Consider the following 26,521-nt stretch of genomic DNA (forward strand, 5'->3'; position numbering starts at 1 on the left):
TTCTTTGAGAGTGTACTGTTGAGGCGGTAAGCCACGGTGGAATGGCCGAGTGGTGAGGCAAAGGTCTGCAAAACCTTGCACACGGGTTCGATTCCCGTTTCCACCTCAAAGTCTTCACGTGAAGATGCCCGCGCGATTAGCTCAGCGGGAGAGCGCTTCCCTGACACGGAAGAGGTCACTGGTTCAATCCCAGTATCGCGCACACGGACTTTTAGTCCCAGAAACCGGGCCTGGTTTCGAATGCGGATGTAGCGCAGTTGGTAGCGCATCACCTTGCCAAGGTGAGGGTCGCGAGTTCGAGTCTCGTCATCCGCTCAGATTAAAGCGTCGCCCTACGGGGCGGCGCTTTTGCGTTGTGGGCGTTGTGCGGTGTTGGGGAAGCGTGAAAAACTGGAACGGCTGTGTTTTTGCCGAGAAGTGGTGCGAAATTGGCGGTTGGGGAGGGCTTCGACGGCAAAATGCCCTCGAGTGAAGGGAGCCGCGGCGGATGTGGCGCGAAAGTGTGACGTACATCTTTGTTGGGAACCATTGGCAGTGAGGCAACGACTACCTGGGTATCGCGCGCTGGTCCCGAGGCGGAAAGCTGTGGGGGTAGGCGGCGGCGATACGATGTGATAATTGCACGGATACTTTCCGTACTTTGAGACAAGGAGCATCACCTTCATGAGAATTCTTCGTTCGGGCCTTCGTTCGAGTGCAGCAGCGCTCGTCGCGGCAGCGGCACTCGCAACGGCACCGGTTGCTCAGGCCCACGACTCAGTGGTGGGCGGCAACGTGGTAAGCGATGCGCCGCTTGAAGAGTTCCCAAAGGAAATCACGCTGGAGTTCTCCGCGATTCCGCGCGAGGGGTTCAATACCTTCGCGGTGACGGACACGAACTCGGGCGACGTGATCTTCGATGCGGAGCCGACCGTGGACGGCCGCGAGCTCACCGTGGAGACGCCGGAAGGCGTGAACCCGGGACCGGGCCACTACCAGGTGGGATTCCAAATCACGTCCTCGGATGGACATGCGACGCGTGGCTCGGTGCCGTTTGACGTTGCTGGCCAGGCGGCTGATTCCTCCGAGGAATCCACGACGGGCGATCCGGTCGCGGATGCGGCGCAAAATGCGTCGACGCCGTGGAAGTGGATCATCGCCGTGGGGGCGGTCCTTGCAGTTATCGCAGTACTCATCCTCTTCGCGGCAAAGTCTCGCCGTAATGATTAAGAAAGGCACGTTCATGCTCAATACTCGTACCGTCCTCGTTTCTTCCGTCGTCGCCGCGGCCCTCGCGCTTGCGGCATGCTCGCCGGCGCAGGAGAACGACTCGGCAGAGAAGGTGGACACTGCATCGTCCGCAGCGGCAAAGGCTAGCGCGGACAAGAGCGCTGAAGCAGGTTCTGAAGAGCACGCCATGGGCGACATCCACATGCACGACGGCGTCGTGCGTGAGATGGCCGCGGACTCGGATATGACCGCCATCTTCGGCGAGATCCACAACGGCTCGAATAAGGACATCCACGTCACGGGCTTCACCACGTCCATTGACGCCAAGATGAACCAGATTCACGAGGTCGTCGACGGTGTCATGCAGGAAGACACCGATGGTCTCATGATCCCGGCCGGCGAGTCCGTGACCCTGGCCCCGGGCGGCCAGCACCTCATGCTCATGGGTGTTGCCGAGCCGGTCATGGCTGGCGAGGAAGTCGACGTCACGCTGGAGCTTGAGGACGGCACGACCGTCGACCTGGGTGCGCAGCCGGTGCGTTCCATGAACGCCGGCGAGGAGGGCTACCAGGACATGGAAGGCGGCATGGCCGGAATGTCGGAGATGCCAGGGATGGCGGACATGTCCGAGCACGACCACGCCCACTAAGGACTAGCAATGACACATGCGCAGTTGGGACGCCGCGAGCTCATGGCCGGCGGCGCCGTCGCGGCAAGCGCGCTCGTGGTGGCGAGCTGTGCCCGCGGTAAAGAAGCGGATCCGGTCGGTCAGGCAACGAGTGGGGAGAAAGGGGCATCGGTAAGCGGTGCCCCGCTTGCGGATGCCATTGTGCCTTTTGATGGCGAGCACCAGGCGGGCGTGCAAACGCCCTCGCAGGCGCACGTCAACCTCGTCGGATTTAACCTCAAGGATGGGGCGGGGCAGCGTGGGGCGCGCAACCTGATGCGGCTGTGGACCGAGGACGCGCGGGCGTTGTGCACGGCGGAAACGCCGCGCGGATCGCTCGAGCCGGAGATGACGCAGACCCCCGCGAACCTCACGGTGACGTGCGGCTGGGGCGAGTCTTTCTTCGCAAAGATTGGTGCGCAGAAGCCGGAGTGGCTGGGCGACGTCCGCTCGTATACGAGGGACAAGCTGCGCCCTGAATGGGGCCAGACGGATGTCGTGCTACAGATTTGTTGCGACGATCAGCTCACGGCCTCGCACGTCCTGCGCCATATGGTGCGCTCGGGCGCGTCGTATGCGGACGTGGCGTGGGTGCAGCAGGGCTTCCTCAATGCTAACGGCTCGTTGGAGGACGGGGAGACCCCGCGCAACGTGTTCGGCCAGAAGGACGGGACCGTCAATCCCAAGACGGACGCGGACTTTGGCGAGCAGGTATGGATTGAGGATGGGCCGTTCAAGGGCGGCACGGCGATGGTCGTGCGGCGCATCAATATGAACATGGAGACGTGGGAGGAAGTCGACCGTCATGCGCGGGAGATTTCCATTGGCCGCACGTTGGATAACGGTGCGCCGCTGTCGGGCACGGAAGAAAACGATCCGGTGGACCTCGAGGCGCGCGACAAGTACGGGTTGAAGGCTATTGACCCGACGTCGCACGTGGCGCGTGCCCATCCGCCGGCGGACCATCCGGAGCAGGTCATTTTGCGCAGGCCGTATAACTTTGACCTGGCGCCCTCACCGGAACGGCCGGGGGAATTGTCTAACTCCGGGCAGATCTTTATCTGCTTTCAGAAGAATCCGCGCGAGCAGTTTGAGCCCATTCAAGCGCGCCTGGATGAGGTCGATCAGCTCAATACGTGGATTACGCACGTGGGCTCGGCGATGTACTACGTGGTGCCCGGTACGCAGGGCGGTACTAGTTGGGGAGAAAACCTCTTAAAGGGGTAGACTTATTCGCTGTATCTTGACCTTTAGCGGGGCTGGCCAGGTATGCCCGTCCCGCGTGAGCGCATAAGGAGCGCGACATGGCGGAAATGATCCCTGCTGTACCGGTGAACTACGAGCCCGTGACGGTCCCGGCCGGCACTCCGGTGGGCCAGGCCCTCAAGGACTTGCCGAACAAGGGCCCGGAGGCCGTTGTGGTTGTCCGTGACGAGAGCGGCATGCTCTTCGACCTCTCCCACACCCCGGAGACGGACACCGTGTTCACGCCGGTCGCAGCGAGTGAGGAAGACGGTCGCGCCGTCATCCGCCACTCCACGGGTCACGTCATGGCGCAGGCCGTGCAGGATCTTTTCCCGGGCACGAAGTTGGGCATTGGCCCGGCCATCGAGAACGGCTTCTACTTTGACTTCCAGACGGCCGAGCCGTTTACGCCGGAAGACCTGAAGAACATTGAGAAGCGGATGAAGAAGATCATCAAGTCCGCACAGCGCTTCGAGCGCCACACCTACGCCTCCAACGAGGCAGCGGAGAAGGCGCTGGCCGAGGAGCCGTTCAAGCTCGAGCTCGTGGTCGACAAATCCAACGTCGACCCGGATTCGGACGAGGCCGCCGAGGTGGGCGCGGGCGATCTCACGCACTACGACAACGTCAACCCGCGCACGGGCGAGGTCGAGTGGTTCGACCTGTGCCGTGGGCCGCACGTGCCGACCACGAAGTACATCCCGGCCTTCGCGCTCACCCGTTCTTCTGCCGCCTACTGGCGTGGCGACCAGAACAATGCCGGCCTGCAGCGCATCTACGGCACGGCCTTCGAGTCCAAGGAGCAGCTCGAGGCGTACCAGACCATGCTGGAAGAGGCGGAGAAGCGCGACCACCGCCGCTTGGGCCAAGAGCTGGACCTGTTCAGCTTCCCGGACGAGATTGGCTCTGGCTTCCCGGTGTTCCACCCGAACGGCGGCATCATCCGTCTGGAGATGGAGGAGCACTCCCGTCGCCGCCACATCGCGGCCGGCTACGACTTCGTCAACACCCCGCACATCACGAAGGGCGACCTCTTCGCTAAGTCCGGCCACCTAGACTTCTATAAGGACGGCATGTTCCCGCCCATGCAGCTCGACGGCGAGACAGACGAGGCAGGCAACGTCACCAAGCAGGCGCAGGATTACTACGCCAAGCCGATGAACTGCCCCATGCACAACCTCATCTTCGCGTCGCGTGGTCGTTCCTACCGTGAGCTGCCGCTGCGCCTCTTCGAGTTCGGTACGGTCTACCGCTATGAGAAGTCGGGCGTTATCCATGGCCTCACGCGTGCCCGCGGCTTCACGCAGGACGACTCGCACATCTACTGCACCGAGGATCAGCTCGAGGAAGAGCTTACGAGCGTGCTCGAGTTCATCATCTCGCTGCTCAAGGACTACGGCTTGGACGACTTCTACCTGGAGCTGTCCACCAAGGACCCGAATAAGTTTGTGGGCTCGGACGAGATTTGGGAGCGCTCCACGGAGATCCTGCAGCGCGTCGCGGAGCGTTCGGGCCTCGAGCTCGTGCCGGACCCGGCGGGTGCCGCGTTCTACGGCCCGAAGATTTCGGTCCAGGCGCGCGACGCTATTGGCCGTACGTGGCAGATGTCCACGGTGCAGCTCGACTTCAACCTGCCGGAGCGCTTCGAGCTGGAGTACACCGCGCAGGACGGCACGAAGAAGCGCCCGATCATGATCCACCGCGCGCTCTTCGGCTCCATCGAGCGTTTCTTCGGCGTGCTGCTCGAGCACTACGCCGGCGCCTTCCCTGCCTGGCTGGCGCCGCACCAGGTCATCGGTATTCCGGTCGCGGACGATTTCGCGCCGCACTTGGAGAGGATCATGGAGCAGCTGCGTGCCCGCGGTGTGCGCGCAACTGTCGATACCTCGGACGACCGCATGCAGAAGAAGATCCGCAATCACACCACGGGCAAGGTGCCGTTCATGCTCCTAGCCGGTGCCCGCGATGTCGAGGCCGACGCCGTGTCCTTCCGCTTCCTGGACGGCACGCAGGTCAACGGCGTGCCGGTGGGCCGCGCGGTCGATGTCATCGAGGACTGGATCCGCTCGCGCAACAACGAGCAGCCGTCTGAGGGAAACATCGGTGCCCGCGTTTAAGCCTTCCGATGCCGCCGGTTCGGCCGACGTGCCCGCGGGCGAGCCCGCTCACGCGGGCACGTACGTTGACTCCGGCGTAGGCACGCCCGATCGCTTGGAGCGTCTGTGGGCGCCGTTCCGACAGGCCTACATCACGGACCCGGGACGCACGTCCACGGATCCCTTCGTCGAGGCGCCGAAGAAGTCGGACGAGGACGCGCTCATCATCGCGCGCGGCGAGCACGTCTATGCGTTGCTCAACCTGTTTCCGTATAACGCGGGGCACCTCATGGTCGTGCCGTACCGCAAGGAATCCCAGCTGGAGAACCTGACGGACGCGGAAACGGCTGAGCTTATGGCCTTCGCGAAGAAGGCTGTGCGCACGCTCAAGCGCGTCTCCCGGCCGGAGGCCATCAACGTCGGCTTCAACCTGGGTAAGGCCTCGGGCGGCTCGGTGGGTGACCATCTTCACCTGCACGTCGTGCCGCGCTGGGCGGGCGACAGCAACTTTATGACTATCATCGACGGCACGAAGGTTTTGCCTGCGTTGCTGCGGGATACCCGCGCGGTGCTCGCCGCAGGGTGGCAAGAAATCGAAGAGGAAGACAAGCATGCTTAGTGTGCATGGCCGCAAGCCGGCCGCCGTCGTGGTGGAACCCGTCGCCAAGACATTTCTCAAAATGGGGCTCACGCCCAACGTCGTGACCGTGGTGGGCACGGTGGTCACCATCGCGATCGCCGTGGTCCTCATCCCCACGAACCATCTCTTCGCTGCCGCCATCCTCTCCGGTCTCTTTGCCGCGTTCGACATGCTCGATGGCACGATGGCCCGCATGACCACGGGCGGTTCGCGTTTTGGTGCGACCCTCGATGCGTCGTGCGACCGCATCACGGACGGCGCACTGTTTGCCTCCATCGTCTACTGGTTGGTTTACGTGGACCACGCGAGCTCGTGGACCGTGGTGGCGTGCCTCATCGTTCTCGTGTGCTCGCAGGTCATTTCGTATATCAAGGCGCGCGGAGAGGCGAGCGGTTTCACGATTGTGGGCGGTCTCATCGAGCGCCCCGAGCGCCTCATCATCGGTCTCGTGGGCGTGGGCTTCGAGGGCCTCGGCATCCCGTACTCCATCGAGGTCGCCCTGTGGATCCTCGTGGTCGGTTCCATCTGGACCGTTATTGAGCGCATGCTGCAGGCCCGCCGCCAGGACACGAAGGCACGCTTTAAAGAAGACCTCTAGAAAGGCCGGACACGCATGAGCAAGCCTGCTCTCCTGACCGAACACCTTGCCGCCGCCGGTTACCTCGCCGGCTGGCGGCTTGTCCGCTATTTACCGGACTCCGTGGCCTCGTGGATCTTCGAGCGCGGGGCCGATTATGCCTCGGACAACGGCCGGGGCATGGAGATGCTCCGCCGCAACCTGGCGCGTGTCGTGGGCCCGGAGAACGTCACGCGCGAGCTGGTGCGCGATTCGATACGCTCCTACATGCGCTACTGGAAAGAGGCGTTCCGCCTGCAGGCTTTGCATGAGGATCCGCATCTTCTAGCGAAGCTGAACGCGGGGCTGCAGGGTTTTGAGCATTTCGCGGCATCGGAAAGCACAGGGCGCGGCGTCATCCTGGCGCTGCCGCACTCGGGCAACTGGGACATGGCTGGCGTGACGCTTATCGGGCGCGGCCGATCGTTTACGACGGTGGCCGAGCGGGTCAAGCCTGAAGTCCTCTTCAACGCCTTCGTGGATTTCCGCGAGTCCCTGGGCTTCGAGGTGTTGCCGCTCACGGGCGGGGAGCACCCCATGGCGCACCTTAAGTCTGTGCTCGAGCAAGGAGGCGTCGTGTGCCTGCTCGCCGAGCGGGACCTCACGCGTACCGGCGTGACCGTGAATTTCTTTGGCGAGGAGGCTAACTTCGCGGCGGGCCCGGCGGTCCTCGCGCGGGAGACGGGCGCGGCACTGCACGTCGTGCACTCCTGGTTCGAGGGCGACGGCTGGGGCCTGAGGGTCTCCGAGCCGGTCAAGGTGACGACGGTGGAGGAGACCACTCAGCGCCTCGCCGATGGCTTTGCGGAGAACATCAAGGCGCACCCGGCGGATTGGCATATGCTGCAGCCGGAGTGGAACGTCGACGTAGAGGCGCGTCGCACGCGCCGCGCGAAAGGACAATGAATGAAAATTGGCTTTGTCTGCCCTTATTCTTTCGATGAGCCCGGCGGCGTGCAGGCGCACATCATTGACTTGGCGACGGTACTCATTGAGCGCGGCCACGAGGTCCAGGTGCTGGGCCCCGCGGCGCCGGAAACCTCGCTGCCGGACTTCGTGGTCAAGGGCGGAGGCTCGATTCCCATCAACTACAACGGCTCCGTGGCGCGATTGTCCATTGGACCGCAGGTTGTGCGGACGACGCGTCGGTTTATCCGCGAGGGCAACTTCGATATCCTCCACATCCACGAACCCAATAGCCCGTCGTTCTCGATGGTGGCGCTGCGCATTGCGCAGGGGCCCATCGTGGCGACGTATCACGCCTCGGCGGCAAGTTCGCGGCTGCTCACCATGGCTAAGCCCTTCCTCATGCCCATGCTGGAAAAGGTCCGCGGCGGGATAGCGGTCTCTGAGATGGCGCGGCGCTGGCAGGTGGAACAGCTGGGCGGCGATCCCGTGCTTATTCCGAACGGCGTGGATACCTCCGTCTACGCGGCGGCCGCGCGCGAGCCTTCCACTGAGGGCCCCGTGGAGATTGTATTCTTGGGCCGCCTCGACGAGCCGCGCAAGGGGCTCGACGTCCTGCTCAAGGCCCTGGAGGTTCTGGAGCGCGACGTCCGCGTGACCGTCATGGGCGGCGGCAGCCCGCGCTCCGTGGAGGGTGTGGACTTCGTGGGCCGAGTGTCGGACGCGGAGAAGGCCGAGATTCTCGGTCGCGCGGATATTTATGCCGCGCCGAACCTGGGCGGGGAATCTTTTGGCATTGTGCTCGTCGAGGCCATGGCGGCCGGCGCGGCCGTCGTCGCCAGCGACCTTGAAGCTTTCGCGGCCGTGTGTGACGCGGACTCGGAACAGCCCGCGGGCCGACTCTTCCGGACCGGCGACGCCGCGGACCTCGCGCTTGCCCTGCGTGAGCTCACTGACTCGCCGGAGGAGCGCGCTCGGCTACGCGACGCCGGATGTGCACGGGCTGCGATATATGACTGGGACAACGTGGCCACGCAGGTGCTGCAGGTCTACGAGACGGTCCAGGACGGATCGAAGGTGAGGGCGTAATGGATTATGTGATCGTTGCCGTCGTCGCGATTATCGTCGCGGTTATCCTTGCCTGGGCGTATTTTACGGCGCAGCGGCTCAATCGCCTGCACATACGTATCGACTCTTCGCTCGCGCAGCTCGAGGCGGCGCTAGACCGCCGGGCTGCGGTGGCGGCGGCTCTCGAACCCTCGCTGCGCGAGGCGGCCCGCGCCGCGGAGTCCGCCACGCTTACGGACGGCGCCTTTGAACAGCGAAGCGTGTGCGAGCGCGAACTCACGGCCGACATTGCGCGTGCGTTCCCGCAACGGCCAGCTGAGCTCGTCGAGGCCGAGACCCGGGTGCAGCTCGCGCACCGTTTTTATAACGAAGCGGTGTCCGATACCCGCGCGTTGCGTCTGCGGCCGCTCGTGCGTGGCCTGCGCCTGGGCGGCACGGCGCGCCTGCCGGAGTTCTTTGAATTCGTCGGCCTGCCGGAGGCGCAGTAGTAAGGCGCGGTGACGTTATAGCTTCGGGGAGGGCGCAGAGTGTGGGTGGCTCTGCGCAGGCTGTTCGCGCTGGGGGTCTGCTTCCGCCGCGGGATTGCTGCTCGGCGCAGCGGCTGTGGACGTGACGCCCGGCGTACCGGCCGCTGGCCCGGCGCTCATCGCGCCGCTGCGCGGATTCCGGCAGGCAAGAACGAACCACACCGCGGCGACTAGTGCCATGAGCACGACGAGGACGTTGCGCAGTGCAAGGGCGGCGATGGGCAGAAACTGCGTGCCATCGGGGGAGTAGATGGCCTCGTAGTTGAACGGGTAGACGAAGGTGCCCAGGCCGGCGCAGACGACGGCGAAGAGGGCGAGCGTCCACAGCAGCGTGCGCTGCGCGGTGGGCCAGCCGCCGCGCGCCAAGGCGACCACGAGGAGGGGCCCAAGCCACGTGATGTACTGTGTGGAAAAGACCTTGTTCGTCACGATGAGCAGAAGGACCATGAGGACGAAGAAGACGAGGGTGCTCTCCGGGGTCCAGCCGCCACGGATAAAACGATAGAGGGCCCAGCCCAAGCCGAAAAGGACGACGGCAGCCATGGCGAACGTGGTGATCTGGGTGGCCGTCTCAACGCCGGGGCCGGTGATTTCGAAGCTCTTGGAGGGGGCATAGGCAAGCTTCCATGTGCCCAGGTCGAAGAAGTTGCGGTAGACGAACGGAGTGGCGGCGACGGACTCGATCTGGAGGCCGCGGACCTCTTGGTAATCAAGCGGCGAAGTGAGCCGGTCCACGCCCGCGAAGGCGATGGTCGCGGCGACGACGGCGGCGCCGGTGCCCACGAAGGCTGCAAGTGCGGACCACGTGCGCCCACGGGTGGCCCGGCCCACGATGCCCGCGGCGAGCACGCCCGGCCACAGCTTCATGGCGGTGGCGATAGCCACCATCGCGCCGGACAGAGCCGGGTGCTTGAAGAGGAAGTATCCCGCGGCCGCGACGACGAGGGCGGGGAAGAGGTCGAGACGCAGCAGGAAGACCTGGCCGGCGGCCGTGCCGAAGAAGACCCAGAGCCACGCGGCATCGATGGCAGCCTTCGTCTCAGGATGGCGACGCAGCACGAGCGCCATAAACGCCGCGTCGAGGACGAGGATCATAATGGGGAAGGCGATCCAATAGACGTGGAAGTCGGGTCCGACGAGGCGGGCAAGCAGTGCCGAAGGCAGCTGTCCGAGCCACGGATATTCCGTCATGGCCGTGGGGTCATCCCCGTAGATGCCAAAGTGGTAGTAGTACACGTCGCCCAGCGGATTGTCTTCGAGCTTGATAAACCAGACGGAGAGCAACCGGGCGACGACCCAGCCGACCCACACGGCGGGGACGGAACGGAGGAGACGAGACAACATGCGGGCAACTTTCACGCGGCGAGGGTAGACGTAACCCCTAGAACAATAGCAAGTGAGATCGGTCCTATACTTGCACCGTTGGCCCGGGGTCACCCGGGCGCCATGAACGGGCGTTAGCGACGTGCTCTAATGTCAGCGGACCACGGAGGAGATCACCATGCAAAGAATCGCGGATGTGCTCGCCTTGCGCGCGACGGACCCGCTCCACGCGGCGACGCAATTCCTGGGTCCCGCGGTGCCTTCGAACATCACGCGGACGTTTGGCGGTCAGGTCGCCGGGCAGGCCCTGCGCGCGGCGCAACACACCGTAGAGGACAAACTCGTCCACTCGCTGCACTGCTACTTCGTGGCGCCGTCTGACTCCACAAAGCCACTGGAGCTGCGGGTGGAAAAGCTTCGCGACGGCCGCTCGTTTTGTGTGCGTGAGACGCGTGCCTACCAGGACGGCGACCTCAAGAACGTCATGATCGCAAGCTTTCACCGCTCCGGTGACTTGGGCCCCAGCCATGCCGCGCCCATGCCGAGGGTTCCGGACGCGGAGACCCTCGAGCCGGCCCCGGCGCACGCGGCATCGGCACGCGTGGTGCTCGGTGACTGGGCGGAGTGGGACATCCGCGTCGTTCCGGACCGGGACATGGATATTCCGTCGCCCACTGGTCGTGGCTTTGGTGACGCGTGGCTGCGCAACACAGCGGCGGACCTGCCGGACGATGACGCGTTCCACCAGGCGGCGCTGACGTATATGACGGACATGCTGCTTCTGCGCGCGACGCTCATCCCGCACTCCGGCGCGCGCGTGCAGATGGCCAGCCTCGATCACGTGGTGTGGTTCTTCCGTCCGCTGCGCGTGACTGACTGGCTGCTTTACCATTTGGATTCGCCATCGGCGGAAAATGGCACGGGGCTCGCGCGCGGCCTCATTTACAACCACCACGGCGAGCTCGTCGCAGCGACGTCCCAGGAAGGACTCACGCGCGCGACCCCTGAGCAACACTGGGCTTAAACCCTGCACGTTAAGGGAGGGTCTTTAAAAACGGCCCAGGCGTAAATCCGTATAATGGGCAACCGAGAAAAATTCGCCAATCCGAAAGGGGATGGACCATGTCCGGCCACTCCAAATGGGCTACCACGAAGCACAAGAAGGCAGCCAACGACGCCAAGCGCGGCAAGGAATTTGCCAAGCTGATCAAGAACATCGAGGTTGCGGCTCGGACTGGTGGTGGCGATCCGGCGGCGAACCCGACCCTCGACGACATGATCAAGAAGGCCAAGAAGGCCTCCGTCCCGAACGACAATATCGAGCGTGCCCGCAAGCGCGGCTCCGGCGAAGAGGCCGGTGGCGCAGACTGGGAGACCATCATGTACGAGGGCTACGGCCCTAACGGCGTGGCCATGCTCATCGAGTGCCTTACCGATAACCGCAACCGTGCGGCCACGGACGTGCGCACCGCGATGTCCAAGAACGGCGGCAACCTGGGTGAGTCCGGTTCCGTGTCCTACATGTTCTCCCGCACCGGCCTGGTCTTCGTGGCCAAGGGCGAGCTGACCGAGGATGACGTCCTCATGGCCGTGCTCGACGCTGGTGCCGAAGAGGTCAACGACTTGCGCGAGCGCTTTGAGGTTGTCTGCGCCCCGGGCGATATCCCGGCCGTCAAGGACGCGCTCACCGAGGCTGGCATTGAGGTCGACGACACGGATAACGATTTCCGTGCTTCCGTCGACGTGCCGCTGCAGGCCAACGACGCGAAGAAGATCTTCCGCCTCATCGACGCCCTCGAGGAGTCGGATGACGTGCAGAACGTCTACACCAACATGGATCTCTCGGACGAGGTCCTCGCTGAGCTCGAGGCTGAAGACTAAGCTTTCGTAGCGTGTCAAGGGGCGCCCGCGCGGCGCCTCTTTTTTGTGCTAATTTATAGAACGTATGTAGCAAAAGGAGGTGGCGCGTGCGCGTCATGGGCATCGACCCGGGGCTTACCCGGTGTGGCTTGTCCGTGGTCCAAACGGGCCGCGGCCGCCAAGTCTTTCCCGTTGCCGTGGGCGTGGCCCGCACGCCGTCGGGTGCGGAGCTGGGGGAGCGTCTCCTGCGCCTGTCGCAGGCGGTGCGCGAATGGATGGATGACTACACGCCGGACGTCGTCGCCATCGAGCGCGTGTTTGAGCGTGGTGAGGTCTCCACAGTCATGCACACGGCCCACGCCGTGGGTGTGCTCGTCCTCGCCGCGGCGGAGCGCGACATCCCCGTCTACATGTACACTCCGTCCGAGGTCAAGAAGGCTATCTCCGGAAACGGCCGCGCGGACAAGAAGCAGATGACGGCCATGATTACCCGTATCCTCGGCCTGACAGCTCCGCCTAAGCCTGCCGATGCCGCCGATGCCCTCGCGTTGGCCGTCTGTCACGCCTGGCGCGCCCCGTTGCTCGCCCGCCAAGCCCAGGCACTCGGCACAGGCTCCGGCGTCGCGCCTGGCACCACTGGCGGCACGAACGCCTCACGCACCCGTACGTCTCATCTCTAGGAGGATTCCATGATTGCTTCCCTGCACGGCGAGGTCATTGATATCGCACTCGACCACGCCGTCATTGAATGCGCGGGCGTGGGCTACAGCGTGCTCGCCACGCCCACCACGCTGTCCATGCTGCGCCGCGGCGAGGAGACCCGAGTGCTGACTTCGCTGGTGGTCAAGGAAGACTCCATGACCCTCTACGGGTTTAGTGATTTTGCAGACCGTGACATGTTCCACACGCTGCAGACCGTCTCCGGCATGGGCGCCAAGCTCGCCATGGCGGCGCTGTCCGTCATGGGCGCGGGCGACCTCGCCGCAGCAATCTCGGGCGGGGACACCAAGCGCCTCCAGTCCATCCCCGGCGTGGGCAAGCGCATGGCCGAACGCATGGCCCTGGAGCTCAAGGACAAGGTGTCTGCCTTTACTTCTGCCGTACCCGACGCCGGAACCTCGGCGCCCACGGCACCCGCCTCGGCCACCGCCACGGTCGACGAAGTCACCGAGGCCCTCATCGGCCTGGGCTTCACAGACAAGGCGGCGCGCCCTGTTGTCGACGCCGTCGTCGCCGCCGAGCCCACTGCTGCGACCTCCGCTGTCCTGCGCGCCGCTCTCGCGCAGCTGGGCCGCGCCAAGTAACTCGTTAGGATAAAAGACCATGAGCGATGTAGAGCGCACCGAATTCAAGCTTCCGGATGATCTCGCGGCCCAGGCCGCGGCGGCCTCGGCGGCCGGTATTCCCGCGACGAACCGCAACGCGGACGTCGACGCCTTCGAGCAGCCCGGCGAGCACGACATCGAGCGTTCCTTGCGCCCCAAGTCGCTCGACGAGTTTATCGGCCAGCCCAAGGTCCGCGAGCAGCTCGCCCTCGTGCTCACTGGCGCCAAGCAGCGCGGCGTGACCCCGGACCACGTCCTGCTCTCCGGGCCTCCGGGCTTGGGTAAAACGACGATGGCGATGATCATCGCCCAGGAACTCGGGACGTCGCTGCGCATGACCTCGGGCCCGGCCCTCGAACGCGCTGGCGACCTCGCGGCGATGCTCTCCAACTTGATGGAAGGCGACGTCCTCTTCATCGACGAGATCCACCGCATCGCCCGCCCCGCCGAGGAAATGCTCTACATGGCGATGGAAGATTTCCGTATTGACGTCATCGTGGGCAAGGGCCCCGGTGCTACCTCCATCCCGCTCGAGATCCCGCCGTTTACGCTTGTGGGCGCGACCACCCGCGCGGGCATGCTCACCGGCCCTCTGCGCGATCGCTTCGGTTTCACCGCGCAGATGGAGTACTACGACACGGAAGACCTCACGCGTGTCATCACCCGCGCGGCGCACATCCTCGGCGTGAAGATCGACCCTGATGCCGCCGTAGAAATCGGTTCCCGTTCCCGCGGCACACCGCGTATCGCCAACCGCTTGCTTCGTCGTGTCCGGGACTTTGCTGAGGTTAATGGTGACGGCCACATCGATCTCGCCGCGGCCCAAGGCGCGCTCGAGGTATTCGACGTCGACGAGATGGGTCTCGACCGTCTCGACCGCGCCGTTCTTCGCGCGCTTATCGTCGGCCACGGCGGTGGCCCCGTGGGCGTGTCCACCCTCGCCGTCGCGGTGGGCGAGGAGCCCTCCACCGTCGAGGAAGTCTGCGAGCCCTACCTCGTGCGCGCCGGCATGGTCGCCCGCACCGGCCGCGGCCGCGTCGCCACCGCCGCCGCCTGGCAGCACCTCGGCCTCGAGCCGCCCGAGGGCACCATCGGCGCGACGCTCTTCTAGCTTCTTGCTCCGAGAGTGCCAACAATGCGTTCCTTCCGCGCGGAATCTTCACCATTTTTGGCAAGTGGCACGGCGTGGGTGCGTCATCGGTTTTAAGGAACGGCGCGCTCGTCCCCGCACGCTGTGAGCGAACGCCCCGCCAGGCTGCAGACGGGCAGGGAAGCGGCATGGCAGACTGGGTGCCATGGATTTCCTTTTGCTTATCGTCCTTCTGCTTGTCCTCTTCGTTCCCTACATTCTTATGATGCGCAAACAGAGCGCGGCGCGTAAGACGGTCGAGTCCTTCCAGGCCTCTCTCACGCCGGGCGCGCGCGTGGTGACTGCGGGCGGCTTCCACGCGACCGTCGTTGCGGTGCGCGAGACCGAGCTCGACGTGGAGATTGCGCCGGGTGTTACCGCCACGGTGGAACGCACCGCGGTTATCCGTCCGGAGTCTGATGCTGCAGTCAGTACGCCGGCTGCCGATACCACGGCGAGCGAGGACTACCCGCCGCTTAACGAGGACGGCCACGATGCACAGGGTGACGCTCAAGGTGGCGCGCAGCGCTAGCCGAAGGCAAGAGAGATGGCGCCGTCCGTGTGGGCGGTGCCTTTCGCGATGTGAGAGAACTCAATCGGGGAGCGTGAACCGACGCGCGTGTGGGACAGGGTTGGACTTGTCACACACGCGCGCGTTTTCTTGGGGCGCGTTAAGGAATTGGAGGTGCAAGGAGGTACGATTGTGGATCGTGTCTGCGGCCTAGGTGTGTCACCTTCGCGCCGCAGTGATTATTTTGACCCTTTTATTTCAACGTCCCCAGAGGAGTACATGCCTTGAGCAGCAAGTCTCGCGTGGGTAGCGGCAGCAGATCATGGCCGAAGAAGGCGCTCGCCCTCTTCGTACTTATCATCGCTGTCGTCTACGCCCTGGTTTTCTTCACCGGCAGCAAGTCGCCGACACCGAAGCTCGGTATCGATCTGCAGGGCGGCACCCGCGTCACCCTCGTGCCCCAGGGCGCGGAGCCGACGTCCGAGCAGCTGGCCCAGGCGCGCACCATTCTGGAGCAGCGTGTAAACGGCCAGGGCGTGTCCGGTGCCGAGGTCGTGACAAACGGCAACACGCTCGTTATTACCGTCCCGGGTGAGGACACGGCGCAGGCGCAGGCCGTGGGCCAAACCTCCAAGCTGCTCTTCCGCCCGGTCATGGCGCAGCCCATGCCGGATACCTCGAAGATCAGCAAGGTCGCTGGCGATATGGCCAACCGCTGGGTGAAGTACGGCGTGCTCACTGCAGACGAGGCCAACGCGCGCCTCACGCAGCTGTCGCAGACGCTTACCCAGGCGGGCGCCCAGGCAGAGGCGGAGAAGGTCACTGAGAAGCCGCTGCCGGAGCCGTCTAACTCGATCGAGGAGGCCAAGCGCCGCGACGAAGTGACCGCGATGCTGCTCAAGGACCGCCAGTCCGAGGACGTCACCACGCTCTCGGCGGCCTCGACGCTGCTGCAGTGCACCCCGGGTGCCATCGACCCGCTGGCCGGTGCGGATGATCCGTCCAAGCCGCTCGCGTCCTGTGACTCGACGACGGGTCAGCCGCTGCTGCTCGAGGAAGCCCCGCTGCTCAACGGCATCTCGGACGAAAACGGCACGCGTCTTACCGGTAACGAGATCGACACCGATAAGCCGATCAACGGCGGCCTTAACCCGCAGACCGGCCAGATGGAAATCTCCTTCGCCTTCAAGACGGGCGACGGCCCGAGCGGTTCCCAGACGTGGGCGGACCTCACGCAGGAACGTCTGCAGCAGCAGATCGCCATCACGCTCGACTCGGCTGTTATCTCTGCCCCGGTCATTCAAGGCCAGACGCCGTACGGCTCTTCGACGTCGATTACCGGTAGTTTCACTCAGGACGAGGCACAGTCGCTGGCTAATAACCTGAAGTACGGTGCGCTGCCGCTGTCCTTCGTCGGTGAGAACGGCGAGCCGGGTGGCACGACCGAAATCGTCCCGCCGTCCCTGGGTAAGGCCGCGCTGGAGGCTGGTCTTATCGCCGGCATCGTGGGTCTTATCCTCATCCTCATCTACTCGGTGTTCTACATGCGTGCGCTGTCGGTCTTCTCGATCCTCACGCTGATCGCCTCGGCCTTCCTTACCTTCGGCACCCTCGTGCTGCTGGGCCGTTGGATTGGCTACTCGCTCGACCTGTCCGGTATCGCTGGTCTTATCATCGGCATCGGCGCGACGGCGGACTCCTTCGTCGTTTACTACGAGCGCATCAAGGATGAGTTGCTCGAAGGCCGCACGTTCCGCTCGGCGGTTCATACGGCATGGGAGCGCTCCCGCGCCACCATCGTGACTGGTAACGCCGTCACCCTCATCGGCGCCGTCGTCGTCTACCTCCTCGCCATCGGCGAGGTCAAGGGCTTCGCGTTCACCATGGGCCTCACCACGGCCTTCGACCTGGTTGTGTCCTTCCTCGTCATGGCGCCGCTCATGCAGCTCATCGCTTCCAAGCCCGCGTGGGCTAAGCCTGCGCTCAACGGCCTGGGCGGCATTTTCAACCTCGTCGAGGAGCGTCGCGAGCAGGGCTTCTACGCCAAGCCGGCCAAGAAGTCCGCCTCGACCGAGACGGCCGTCACCCCCGCCGCGAAGAACCCGGCCACCCCGGACACCGCGGAGAAGGAGAACTAAATCATGGCAAGCAAGAAGATTTCCCGCTTCGACCGCCTCTACACCGAAGGCAGCGGCTTCAACGTCATTGGCCGCTCCAAGCTCTGGTACGGCATCACCGTCGGCCTTGTCATCGTGTCCTTCCTGGCTATGCTGCTGCGCGGCTTCAACCTCTCCATCGACTTCGAGGGCGGCACCACGGTCAACATGCCGGCCGCTGACCTCGTCGCGACGGACGTCGCTGACACCTTCGAGGAAGCCACGGGAGTTACCCCGGAGATTGCTCAGGTCGTTGGCTCCGGCGACTCGGCCACCTTGGAGGTCACCTCCGAGCGCCTGAGCCAGGAACAGACGGACGCGGCTCGCCAGGCCATCTACGACAAGTACCAGCCCGTCGACCAGTCGGGTAAGGCCACCCCGGACGCCATTGGTGTCTCCACCGTGTCCGAGTCGTGGGGTTCCTCCATTACCCAGCGCATGCTGCTCGCCATGATCGTCTTCCTTGCGGTCGCTACGGTCTACGTCGCCGTCCGCCTGCAGCGCTCCATGGCGTTTGCCGCCATCTTCGCGCTCATCGTCGACGCCGTCATCATCGCCGGCATCTACGCGCTCTTTGGCTTCGAGGTCTCGCCGGCCGTCATCATCGGTCTGCTCACCGTCCTCACGTTCTCTCTCTACGACTCCGTCATCGTCTTTGACAAGGTCAACGAGAACACCGAGGGCATCACAGGCCAGCGCAAGCACAACTACGCGGAGCAGGCCAACCTCGCCGTCAACCAGACTCTCATGCGTTCGATTTCGACTTCGGTCATCTCGGCCCTGCCGATCATCGCGTTGCTCGTCGTCGCCGTCTGGCTCCTCGGCATTGGTACTCTCCGCGACCTCGCGCTCATTCAGCTCATCGGCGTCATCGAGGGCATCTTCTCCTCGCTGTTCCTCGCCACCCCGCTGCTCGTGTCCATTGCCAATCGCACCAAGGACATCAAGGCCCACAATGCGGAGGTCGCGGCGTTCCGCGCTCGGCATGGTGAGGACGCAGACCCCGAGCTTGCCGATGCCGCCCCGCGCACCGTCGCTTCGCCCGTCGCCGCCGAGCCGGACGCGTTGTCCGCTCCGGCGTCGGAACGCCACGCTGGCGCCACGTGGCGCCCGGGCCGCTAAGCGTCCCGCGCGCCCGAGTCAGTGCCCGCCTCGTCTTCTTCTAAGGAGCACCCCGTGAAACGCCTTCTGGCAACGTTCGCCGCCCTCGCCACCGCATCGACCCTCGTCGCCTGTGGGGCAGGGGACTCCGAAGACAACGCTGCGCCGTCTGCGCCGGTGAGCACGGACTACTTTGGTTACCAGGTCGCCTCGCGCTTGGTGACCACCAACGCCGCGTCGGCTTTCGGCACGGCGACGAATGCGCAAGTGCTTTCCTCGCGCCTCTATCCGGCGGCCTTCGTGCCTGGGCCCGAAGGGCAGATCATCCCGAACACGGATTTGGTGAAGACGGAAGAGCTTCCGGAGCGAGCCGACGGCCTGCGCCAGATTCGCTACACCATCTCCGAGAAGGCGACCTACTCGGATGACATCCCGGTCTCGTGCGAGGACTTCCTGCTGGCGTATACCGCAGGCTCCATGCCCGGAACGTTCGGCTCCGATATGCCGGTCATGGCCAGCGACGTGGAGGACCTGCAGTGCGCTGCCGGCGCCAAGGACTTCACGCTCGTGCTCAAGAAGGACAAGGGAGGGCGCTGGCGTCACCTCTTTGGCCCGGGTACGGTGCTGCCGTCTCATGTCATCGCCAAGCAGGTGGGCATGAGTCAGGAAGAACTCGTCACGGCGCTTCAGTCCTGGGATCCCACCACCGTCGAACCCATCGCGGACGCGTGGCGTTTCGGCTTCATGCTCACCAAATTCGACCCTGCTACGCAGGTGTCCTACGGCCCGTTTGTCATCGATAAGGTGGGCTCCGAGGGCGAGGTCGTCCTCAAGCGCAACGAGAACTACTACGGCGATCCGGCCGCGCTTGACACTCTCGTCATTTGGCCGGCGAACGCGGACTCGCGCACACTCAAGGACACGGGCGCGCTGCGTATCGCGGACTCCCCGTCGGCGAAGCCGGAGTGGCTCGACGTCAGCATGGACGACAACCCCTACGAGGTCGAGTCCCACGTGGGCGCGCTCACGGATACGCTCACGCTGTCCGAGGAGGGTCTCTTCGCTGATAAGTCGATGCGCCAGGCCTTTGCCAAGTGCGTCGATGCTGCGGCCATGGCGAAGGCCAGTTCCCGCGTCTCCGGCGTTGATGTCCCGCCGGTCTACCTGCACACTTTGAGCGCCGGCGACCCAATCGCGGCCCAACTCAAGTCCATTGGCGACGCGCACGCGGCGGTGGATGTACAGGGGGCATCGGCAGCCTCTGGCACGACGGTGCGCGTGGGTTACCAGGGACCGGATGAGCGCCTGGCCGCAATGGTCGCGGCGCTCAAGGACGCCTGCGCCCCGGCCGGCATCACCATTGAGGATTCCTCCTCTGACTTCATGTCTAAGGCCTACCTCGAGCTCGACCCGGATACCGGCGCTCCGACCATCGATGCCTTCCTCGGCGCGGTGGATCCGCTGAGCCAATACAGCTCGGCTGATGCTCGCATCGGGGAGGTCGAGGCGCTCAAGAAGGACGAGCTTGCGCTGTGGGACTCCGTGCCTGCCATTCCGGTGGCCGCGCAGCCGCGCACCTTCGTCGTCGACCAGTCCGTGGAAGGAGTGCTGCCGAATACCGGCGCGTCTGGCATAGGCTGGAACATGGACCGTTGGCGCGTAGGGAACGCCCCTGCGGCGGCTTCGACGACCCGTTAGTTGACTAGTTTCTAGGATATAAAGACGTTATGAGCAAGACTTACGCCAGCGCCGCAGAGGCGCTCAAAGACAAGATTCGCCTTGTGCCTAACTTCCCGGCCGAGGGCGTGCTCTTCGAGGACCTCACGCCGGTGCTCGCGGACGCGGAGGCCTTTAGGACGGTCGTCGACGGTCTCGCGGAGGCCTGCGAGGAGCTCGGCGCCGAGCTTATCGGCGGCCTCGATGCCCGCGGCTTCCTGCTGGGCTCGGCCGTGGCCTACAAAATGGGCCTGGGCATCCTCGCCATTCGTAAGGCCGGCAAGCTTCCGCCGCCGGTCCTGCACCAGGATTACTCGCTCGAGTATGGCCACGCGGCCCTGGAAATCCCCGCCGATAGCTCGGAGCTCAAGGGCAAGAAGATTGCCCTCGTCGACGACGTGCTCGCCACCGGCGGCACGCTCTACGGCGCGAAGCTGCTCCTGGAGAAGGCCGGCGCCGAGGTCGTGGGCAACGTCGTCATCATCGAAGTGAAGGGATTGGGCGGGCGTGAGCGCCTAGCGGGACCCCCGCTCGTTGTGTTGGGGAACACAGACTAGACTGAGAAGTCCTAGCACTGTTCCCCGTGCCGCGGCCTAATTCCCGGCGTGGGGGAGCCTTCGAGCAAGAAAGTGGGCGCGCATATGACTAACGACCGCGGCACCAAACGTTCCTCCGGCTCGGGCATGCGCAGCATGTCGGCCCGCCTGGCGCGGTCGCTCACGGGCGGTGGCCGCGTCAAGGTCAACCCGGTCCTTGACCCCTTGCTGTCCATCCACAAGCAGTTTCACCCCCGCGCCGACGTGGCCCTGCTCAACCGTGCGTACACGACCGCCGAGCGCCTGCACGAGGGCGTGTTCCGCAAGTCGGGCGACCCGTACATCACACACCCGCTCGCCGTGGCGACCATTGCTGCGGAGATCGGCATGGACACCACCACCGTCGTCGCGGCCCTACTCCACGACACGGTGGAAGATACGGATTACTCGCTTGATGACTTAACCCGCGACTTTGGTCCGGAGGTCATGCGCCTGGTCGACGGGGTGACGAAGCTCGACAAGGTGGCCCTCGGCGCGGCGGCGGAGGCCGAGACCATCCGCAAGATGGTCGTCGCCATGGCCACGGACCCGCGCGTCCTCGTCATCAAGGTCTGCGACCGTCTCCACAACATGCGGACGATGCGGTTCCTTCCGCCGGAGAAGCAGGCGAAGAAGGCCCGCCAGACGCTCGACGTCATCGCACCGCTCGCGCACCGCCTGGGCATGGCGAGCGTGAAGTGGGAACTCGAGGACCTCGCCTTCGCGATTTTGTACCCCAAGAAGTACGACGAGATCGTGCGCATGGTCGCTGACCGCGCGCCCTCGCGCGATAAGGCGCTGAAAGAAATCATCGACGAAGTCTCGCGCGCACTACGCGAAAATGGCATCGACGCCGAGGTCATGGGCCGCCCGAAGCACTACTGGTCGATTTACCAAAAGATGATCGTCCGCGGACACGAGTTCGCTGAGATCTTTGACCTCGTGGGCATCCGCATCCTCGTGGACGACGTGAACTCCTGTTACGCGGGTATCGGCGTGGTCCACTCCTTGTACTCGGCGCTGCCGGGCCGCTTCAAAGACTACATCTCCTCGCCGCGCTTTGGCGTCTATCAGTCCCTGCACACCACCGTGATGGCTGCTGGCGGCCAGACCCTCGAGGTTCAGGTCCGCACGCACGAGATGCACTACAACGCGGAGTTCGGCGTAGCGGCGCACTGGCGCTACAAGGAGATGAAAGGCAAGAACGGCCACTCAAACGAGGAAGTCGACCAGATGGCGTGGATGCGCCAGCTTCTCGACTGGCAGAAGGAAGCCGCGGACCCCAACGAGTTCCTTGATTCGCTGCGCTATGACCTCACGAGCCAGCAGATCTTTGCCTTTACGCCCAAGGGTGACGTGGTCAACCTGCCCGCCGGCTCTACGCCCGTGGACTTCGCCTACGCCGTCCACACGGAGGTTGGCCACCGCTGCATCGGCGCGAAGGTCAACGGCAAGCTCGTCGCCCTCGAATCGACCCTGAAATCTGGCGACAAGGTGGAGATCTTCACCTCCAAGGACGAGAACGCCGGCCCGTCCCGCGATTGGCAGGAGTTCCTCGTCTCGCCGCGCGCCAAGGCGAAGGTGCGCCAGTGGTTCGCCAAGGAGCGCCGCGAGGAGCACCTTGAGGCCGGCCGTGACGCGCTCGCCGCCGAGGTCCAGCGCGGCGGTCTGCCCATGCACCGCCTGTTTACCGCGCAGTCCATGAAGCAGGTCGTGCAGCAGTTGCACTTTACCGACGTGGACGCGCTCTACACTGCCATCGGCGCGGGCCACGTCTCCGCGCAGCATGTCGCCAACCAGCTCATGGCGCTCTTTGGCGACCAGGACGACGCTGTCGATGCCCTCGCGTCGCGCACCTCGCTGTCCGAGCTCGAGGCCACCGCCAAGGCACACACCGCGGATTCGCACTCGGCGACGGGCGTCCTCGTGGAGGGCAACCCGGACGTCATGGCGAAGCTCGCGAAGTGCTGCCAGCCGGTGCCCGGTGACGAAATCTTTGGCTTCGTCACCCGCGGCGGCGGCGTGTCCGTCCACCGCGCGGACTGCACGAACGCCGAGAAGCTCCGCTCTGAGCCTGAGCGCATGATGCGCGTGGAGTGGGCGACGAGCACGCCTTCCGATGGCGCCTTTGCCGCCACCGTGCAGCTCGAGGCGCTCGACCGTCAAGGCCTGCTCTTCGAGCTCACCCGGATCTTCAGCGACCAGAAGCTCAACGTGCTCAACATGAGCTCCAACCGCGGCGACGACAACATCGCGACCATCCGCTTTACATTCTCCGTCTCCGACATCAAGCAGCTGGGTCAGCTCATGACCTCGCTGCGCAACACGGAAGGCGTCTTCGACGTCTACCGCGTCACGGCCTAGCCGCGCCGCCCCGCCGCCCTTCGCCCCGCAGATTCTTCTGCGGGGCGTTTCGCATGCCGGTAAAGAAACGCGGCGCGACATCATGGTGAAGCCTTGATGAATTTCGCGGGCCAGTCGGGTAAAGCTCCTGTTCATTCGTGGGGATTCGCGCTGCGCGCGGTGGGAATTGGCGCTATAAAGAACCGTCGTAGTGATCATCCCTCTTTTCTCTTTTGGAGCTTCCATGACCAACTTCCGTCGCTTTGGCCAGCTGCTCGCGGCCACGACCGTCACCGCTACCGTCCTCACCGGCGCACCCGCCGCCTTCGCCGAGGATTCCGTGACTTTCTCCGTCTCCAACATCACGGACCTGCACGGCCACATCGCCAATGGCCTCAACACCGAAGAAGGCGCACAGGAGGGCGACGAGATGGGCGTCGCTCTGCTGCAGTCGCTCATCAAGAAGGTCAACGAGGGCCAGAACTACGCGCTCACCACCTCCGGTGACAACGTCGGCGGCTCCGCCTACATTTCCGCCATCTCCGGCGATGAGTACACGATGGACGCGCTCAACGCCATGGGCGTGGCGGCATCGGCAGTCGGCAACCACGAGTTCGACAAGGGCACCGAGGACCTCATGGGCCGCATCGACGCGAGCTCGGACTTCCCGATCCTTGGCGCCAACATCACGAAGGACGGCAAGCCGCTTCTCGATGCCTCCGTGGTCAAGGAGATCGACGGCGTCAAGGTCGGCTTCGTCGGCTCCGTCACGAAGAACACCGAGAACAAGGTTGCTCCGTCGCTCATCGAGGGCGTGGAGTTTGGCGACCCGGTCGAGGCCACCAACAAGGAGGCTACCCGCCTCAAGGAGTCCGGCGAGGCTGACGTTGTCATCGCGCTGTTCCACGAGGACGCTCAAGAGTACGCCAAGGGCTTTAACAAGGATGTTGACGTTCTCTTCGGTGGCGACACCCACCTGAAGACCCAAGGCACCGTGGAGCGCGAGGGCGCGCTGCCGCTGCAGTGGGCACAGGGCTGGGAGTATGGCAAGCTGCTCAACGACGTGGACATCACCTTCGACCGCGATGCGGACAAGATCACTGACATCAAGCTCACCCAGTACGATGCCACCGCTGCCGCGGAGCTGACCGAGGACGAGGCCATCGCGCAGATCGTCGCCGAGGCAAAGACCAAGGCCGAGGAGCTGGGCAAGGATGTCGTCGGCACGACCGAGCAGGCCATGTTCCGCGGCTCTGACGAGGGCAAGGGTTCCGGCTCCAACCGCGGCGTCGAGTCCACCCTCAATAACTTCATTGCGCAGGCACAGCGTGACTCCGTGGCCAAGGCCACCGGCAAGACCATCGACTTGGGTGTCATGAACGCCGGCGGCGTGCGCGCAGACCTCGACAAGGGCGAGACCACCTACGAGGAAGTCTTCACCGTCCAGCCCTTCGGCAACTCGGTCGCGTACGGCAAGATTTCGGGCAAGGACCTCATCCAGGCTTTTGAGAACCAGTGGCAGCCGGGCAATTCCCGCCCGCGCCTGTCCCTGGGTGTCTCGGACAACGTCTCGGTTGTCTACAATCAGACGGCGGAGCAAGGCATGCGCGTCCAGTCCGTCACCATCGACGGCAAGCAGGTTGAGGCTGAGAAGGACTACACCATCGCGCTGTCCACGTTCCTCATCGGCGGTGGCGACGGCTTCTTCGCCGAGGGAGCTATCAAGGACGTGACTGACCTGGGCTACATGGATACCCAGGCGATGATCGACTACATCAAGGCGGGCGACGCCAAGGTCCGCGCTGGCCAGTCCGACGTGGGTGTCCACATCGACGGCGAGGTTGTCCCGGGCAAGGAGATCACGGTCAACCTGTCCTCCCTCAACTACTCGACCGAGGGCGAGCCGATGGCGAAGACCGTCACCGTGCAGCTCGGCGACGCAAAGGTTACCGCGGACATCGACAACGCGGCGCTGGAAGGCGACGCCCAGCACGGCGAGCGCGGCCGCGCCTCCGTCAAGCTCACTGTTCCGGAAGGCATCACCGGTGCGCAGGAGCTGAAGATCACCACCGACGCGGGCACCAACGTCGCGCTGCCGTTCGACTTCGGCGGCGACGACAAGGGCGACGGCTCGAGCGACAAGGGTTCGAGCGACAAGGGTTCGAGCGATAACGGCTCCAGCAACAAGGATTCCAGCGCCGACGGTTCCTCCATCGGCGGCGGCATTGCGGCTCTCGTGGCCGTCATCGCCGCGGTTGCTGGCGCGCTCGCCATGGCGGGCAACGCGCTGCCGGAGCCGGTGCGCTCCATCATCGCGCAGCTGCGCGCTCAGCTGAAGATCTAACATTGAAGTTCTAGCGCTGCCAACCGCACTCAGCGGGGCGTTCCCACCAGAAACGGCAGGGGCGCCCCGCTTTCGTGTTGCTGCGGATAGTAGGGTCGAAGGTGTGAAAGTTCTAGGCAATGAGCTCGTGTACCAACTCGGCATCGAACCCCATCGCATCATCGTCGTTGTTGTCGCGACCGTGGGGATCTATTTGGCCTTTATGATTCTGGTCAAACTCTTCGGTTCGCGAGTGCTCACGTCCATGTCCGCGTCGGATGCCGTCATCATCATTATGTTCGGTGCCGTCTCAGGCCGTGTCATCGTGGGTAATCCACCCACGCTCGCCGCGGGCGTTGTCGGCCTGGCAACCCTTATGGCGCTCGAGGCCGCCTTTGGTACCGTGCGTCGCTACGTGGGCTGGTCGCGTTTCATCGACCGCCGTCCTGTCCTCCTCATGTACAAGGGCCGCAAGCACGTGGAGAACATGCAGTTTGCGCACATCAGTAATTCGGACATCATCTCGGCCATACGCAAGGCCGGCTTGGGACGCTTCCAAGATGTGCAGGCTATGGTTCTTGAGCCTACCGGCCAGATATCCATCGTGAAATCGGGCCAACCGCTCGACAACGCCATTCTCGCCGACGCACGCGGCGCCGTGGAGCTTTGTGAACAGATCGAGGCCGAACAACGCGAAGCAGAAGCTGCCGCAGCTGAAGAATCCAGCGGGGGAGAGACGCGGGTTGAAAGCAGGGGCACGGCTCAGCAACCAGCGAATCCGCCGACGCTCGACCTCAACCCGGCGAATCCCCCTAAGGATTCGAACTAGCGCGGATTCGTCGGAGCACATGAGAAACGCCCCGGCGGTGGACTCCAGAATCTAGGAGTCGCCGCCGGGGCGTTGGTGCGTTCGCAGGTAGAGACTACGCAGCGAAAGACATGGCGCTGTCGAGCGCCTTGATGATGGAGGTGAAGATGGAGATCCAGTCGCGGATCTCGCCCGGGCTCACCTCTTCGTCATCGTCGGAAGAGCTGGCGAAGAAGCTGTCGCTCGAGCCAGACTCGGTAGCGGTGACGTCGTCCTCAGCGGCCGCGAAGCCAGTGCCAGCGAAGGTGAGGGCGATGGCGGTCGCACCAGCAACGAGAGTCTTACGAATGGAGTGCTGCATGGAAGTTCCTTTGATT

Annotated in this window: 24 protein-coding genes and 3 tRNA genes; 25 read left to right on the forward strand and 2 right to left on the reverse strand. The window is 64.4% G+C overall.

From position 1 onward, the window contains the following. Positions 1 to 35: 35 nt before the first annotated feature. From HMPREF0307_RS11235 to HMPREF0307_RS11290, 12 genes are all read left to right on the forward strand, one after another. Positions 36 to 106, forward strand: a tRNA-Cys gene (locus HMPREF0307_RS11235). A gap of 24 nt (positions 107 to 130) precedes the next feature. After that, positions 131 to 202 (forward strand) — tRNA-Val (locus HMPREF0307_RS11240). 40 nt (positions 203 to 242) lie between these two features. Then, a tRNA-Gly gene (locus tag HMPREF0307_RS11245) sits at positions 243 to 315 on the forward strand. Between the two features lie 348 nt (positions 316 to 663). Continuing rightward, positions 664 to 1,209: a copper resistance CopC family protein gene (locus HMPREF0307_RS11250; protein WP_066493027.1), complete on the forward strand. Its 546-nt coding sequence runs from the start codon at positions 664 to 666 to the stop codon at positions 1,207 to 1,209. Positions 1,210 to 1,222: 13 nt separating this feature from the next. Beyond that, positions 1,223 to 1,858, forward strand: a complete 636-nt coding sequence (locus HMPREF0307_RS11255; protein WP_066493029.1) for a copper chaperone PCu(A)C — start codon at positions 1,223 to 1,225, stop codon at positions 1,856 to 1,858. Between the two features lie 9 nt (positions 1,859 to 1,867). Next, positions 1,868 to 3,103, forward strand: a complete 1,236-nt coding sequence (locus HMPREF0307_RS11260; RefSeq protein WP_066493031.1) for a Dyp-type peroxidase — start codon at positions 1,868 to 1,870, stop codon at positions 3,101 to 3,103. Positions 3,104 to 3,180: 77 nt separating this feature from the next. Beyond that, the gene (gene thrS, locus HMPREF0307_RS11265; protein WP_066493036.1) at positions 3,181 to 5,238 is read left to right on the forward strand and encodes a threonine--tRNA ligase; all 2,058 of its coding nucleotides are present in this window, start codon (positions 3,181 to 3,183) and stop codon (positions 5,236 to 5,238) included. Next, the gene (locus tag HMPREF0307_RS11270; protein ID WP_369799447.1) at positions 5,225 to 5,836 is read left to right on the forward strand and encodes an HIT family protein; all 612 of its coding nucleotides are present in this window, start codon (positions 5,225 to 5,227) and stop codon (positions 5,834 to 5,836) included. Before thrS ends, HMPREF0307_RS11270 begins: the two co-directional genes overlap by 14 nt. Continuing rightward, entirely contained in the window at positions 5,829 to 6,455 is a 627-nt protein-coding gene (gene pgsA, locus HMPREF0307_RS11275; protein WP_066493038.1) for a phosphatidylinositol phosphate synthase, read from the forward strand. Before HMPREF0307_RS11270 ends, pgsA begins: the two co-directional genes overlap by 8 nt. Positions 6,456 to 6,470: 15 nt before the next feature. Then, the gene (locus HMPREF0307_RS11280) at positions 6,471 to 7,379 is read left to right on the forward strand and encodes a phosphatidylinositol mannoside acyltransferase (protein WP_066493042.1); all 909 of its coding nucleotides are present in this window, start codon (positions 6,471 to 6,473) and stop codon (positions 7,377 to 7,379) included. After that, on the forward strand, positions 7,380 to 8,468 hold the full coding sequence (locus tag HMPREF0307_RS11285) for a glycosyltransferase family 4 protein (RefSeq protein WP_066493043.1): 1,089 nt from the start codon (positions 7,380 to 7,382) through the stop codon (positions 8,466 to 8,468). Then, positions 8,468 to 8,935, forward strand: coding sequence for a hypothetical protein (locus HMPREF0307_RS11290; RefSeq protein ID WP_066493047.1), 468 nt, complete (start codon positions 8,468 to 8,470; stop codon positions 8,933 to 8,935). Before HMPREF0307_RS11285 ends, HMPREF0307_RS11290 begins: the two co-directional genes overlap by 1 nt. Positions 8,936 to 8,950: 15 nt before the next feature. On the opposite strand, the gene HMPREF0307_RS11295 is transcribed toward HMPREF0307_RS11290, so the two are convergent. Beyond that, positions 8,951 to 10,318: a glycosyltransferase 87 family protein gene (locus HMPREF0307_RS11295; protein ID WP_070736149.1), complete on the reverse strand. Its 1,368-nt coding sequence runs from the start codon at positions 10,316 to 10,318 to the stop codon at positions 8,951 to 8,953. 157 nt (positions 10,319 to 10,475) lie between these two features. On the opposite strand from HMPREF0307_RS11295, the gene HMPREF0307_RS11300 reads away from it, so the two are divergent. The 13 genes from HMPREF0307_RS11300 (at position 10,476) to HMPREF0307_RS13600 (ending at position 26,165) form a co-directional block, all read left to right on the forward strand. Beyond that, positions 10,476 to 11,321, forward strand: coding sequence for an acyl-CoA thioesterase (locus HMPREF0307_RS11300; protein ID WP_066493048.1), 846 nt, complete (start codon positions 10,476 to 10,478; stop codon positions 11,319 to 11,321). Positions 11,322 to 11,419: 98 nt separating this feature from the next. Further along, on the forward strand, positions 11,420 to 12,178 hold the full coding sequence (locus HMPREF0307_RS11305; protein WP_066493050.1) for a YebC/PmpR family DNA-binding transcriptional regulator: 759 nt from the start codon (positions 11,420 to 11,422) through the stop codon (positions 12,176 to 12,178). Between the two features lie 95 nt (positions 12,179 to 12,273). Then, a complete protein-coding gene (gene ruvC, locus HMPREF0307_RS11310) occupies positions 12,274 to 12,837 on the forward strand; it encodes a crossover junction endodeoxyribonuclease RuvC (RefSeq protein WP_066493289.1) in 564 nt (187 codons plus the stop codon). A 9-nt stretch (positions 12,838 to 12,846) separates the two neighbouring features. Beyond that, positions 12,847 to 13,461 (forward strand): Holliday junction branch migration protein RuvA, encoded by a 615-nt coding sequence (ruvA, locus tag HMPREF0307_RS11315; protein ID WP_066493051.1) that lies wholly within the window; start codon positions 12,847 to 12,849, stop codon positions 13,459 to 13,461. Positions 13,462 to 13,480: 19 nt separating this feature from the next. Continuing rightward, positions 13,481 to 14,593, forward strand: coding sequence for a Holliday junction branch migration DNA helicase RuvB (ruvB, locus tag HMPREF0307_RS11320; RefSeq protein WP_066493053.1), 1,113 nt, complete (start codon positions 13,481 to 13,483; stop codon positions 14,591 to 14,593). Between the two features lie 184 nt (positions 14,594 to 14,777). Continuing rightward, positions 14,778 to 15,143 carry a preprotein translocase subunit YajC gene (yajC, locus tag HMPREF0307_RS11325; RefSeq protein ID WP_066493055.1) on the forward strand — a complete coding sequence of 122 codons (366 nt, stop codon included), beginning with the start codon at positions 14,778 to 14,780 and terminating at the stop codon, positions 15,141 to 15,143. Positions 15,144 to 15,406: 263 nt separating this feature from the next. Next, positions 15,407 to 17,260, forward strand: coding sequence for a protein translocase subunit SecD (gene secD, locus HMPREF0307_RS11330; RefSeq protein ID WP_066493057.1), 1,854 nt, complete (start codon positions 15,407 to 15,409; stop codon positions 17,258 to 17,260). Positions 17,261 to 17,263: 3 nt separating this feature from the next. After that, on the forward strand, positions 17,264 to 18,400 hold the full coding sequence (secF, locus tag HMPREF0307_RS11335) for a protein translocase subunit SecF (protein ID WP_066493059.1): 1,137 nt from the start codon (positions 17,264 to 17,266) through the stop codon (positions 18,398 to 18,400). A 54-nt stretch (positions 18,401 to 18,454) separates the two neighbouring features. Next, positions 18,455 to 20,077: an ABC transporter substrate-binding protein gene (locus tag HMPREF0307_RS11340; protein WP_231725178.1), complete on the forward strand. Its 1,623-nt coding sequence runs from the start codon at positions 18,455 to 18,457 to the stop codon at positions 20,075 to 20,077. A 29-nt stretch (positions 20,078 to 20,106) separates the two neighbouring features. Beyond that, positions 20,107 to 20,652, forward strand: a complete 546-nt coding sequence (locus HMPREF0307_RS11345) for an adenine phosphoribosyltransferase (protein WP_066493063.1) — start codon at positions 20,107 to 20,109, stop codon at positions 20,650 to 20,652. Positions 20,653 to 20,736: 84 nt separating this feature from the next. Beyond that, positions 20,737 to 23,034, forward strand: a complete 2,298-nt coding sequence (locus HMPREF0307_RS11350; protein WP_066493067.1) for a RelA/SpoT family protein — start codon at positions 20,737 to 20,739, stop codon at positions 23,032 to 23,034. Between the two features lie 223 nt (positions 23,035 to 23,257). Further along, the gene (locus HMPREF0307_RS11355) at positions 23,258 to 25,357 is read left to right on the forward strand and encodes a bifunctional metallophosphatase/5'-nucleotidase (protein ID WP_066493070.1); all 2,100 of its coding nucleotides are present in this window, start codon (positions 23,258 to 23,260) and stop codon (positions 25,355 to 25,357) included. 103 nt (positions 25,358 to 25,460) lie between these two features. Beyond that, positions 25,461 to 26,165, forward strand: a complete 705-nt coding sequence (locus HMPREF0307_RS13600; protein WP_369799448.1) for a DUF421 domain-containing protein — start codon at positions 25,461 to 25,463, stop codon at positions 26,163 to 26,165. A gap of 94 nt (positions 26,166 to 26,259) precedes the next feature. On the opposite strand, the gene HMPREF0307_RS11365 is transcribed toward HMPREF0307_RS13600, so the two are convergent. Further along, positions 26,260 to 26,505 carry a hypothetical protein gene (locus HMPREF0307_RS11365; protein ID WP_066493072.1) on the reverse strand — a complete coding sequence of 82 codons (246 nt, stop codon included), beginning with the start codon at positions 26,503 to 26,505 and terminating at the stop codon, positions 26,260 to 26,262. Positions 26,506 to 26,521: the final 16 nt, after the last annotated feature.

Source organism: Corynebacterium sp. DNF00584, assembly GCF_001552965.1.
Taxonomy (GTDB): domain Bacteria; phylum Actinomycetota; class Actinomycetes; order Mycobacteriales; family Mycobacteriaceae; genus Corynebacterium; species Corynebacterium phoceense.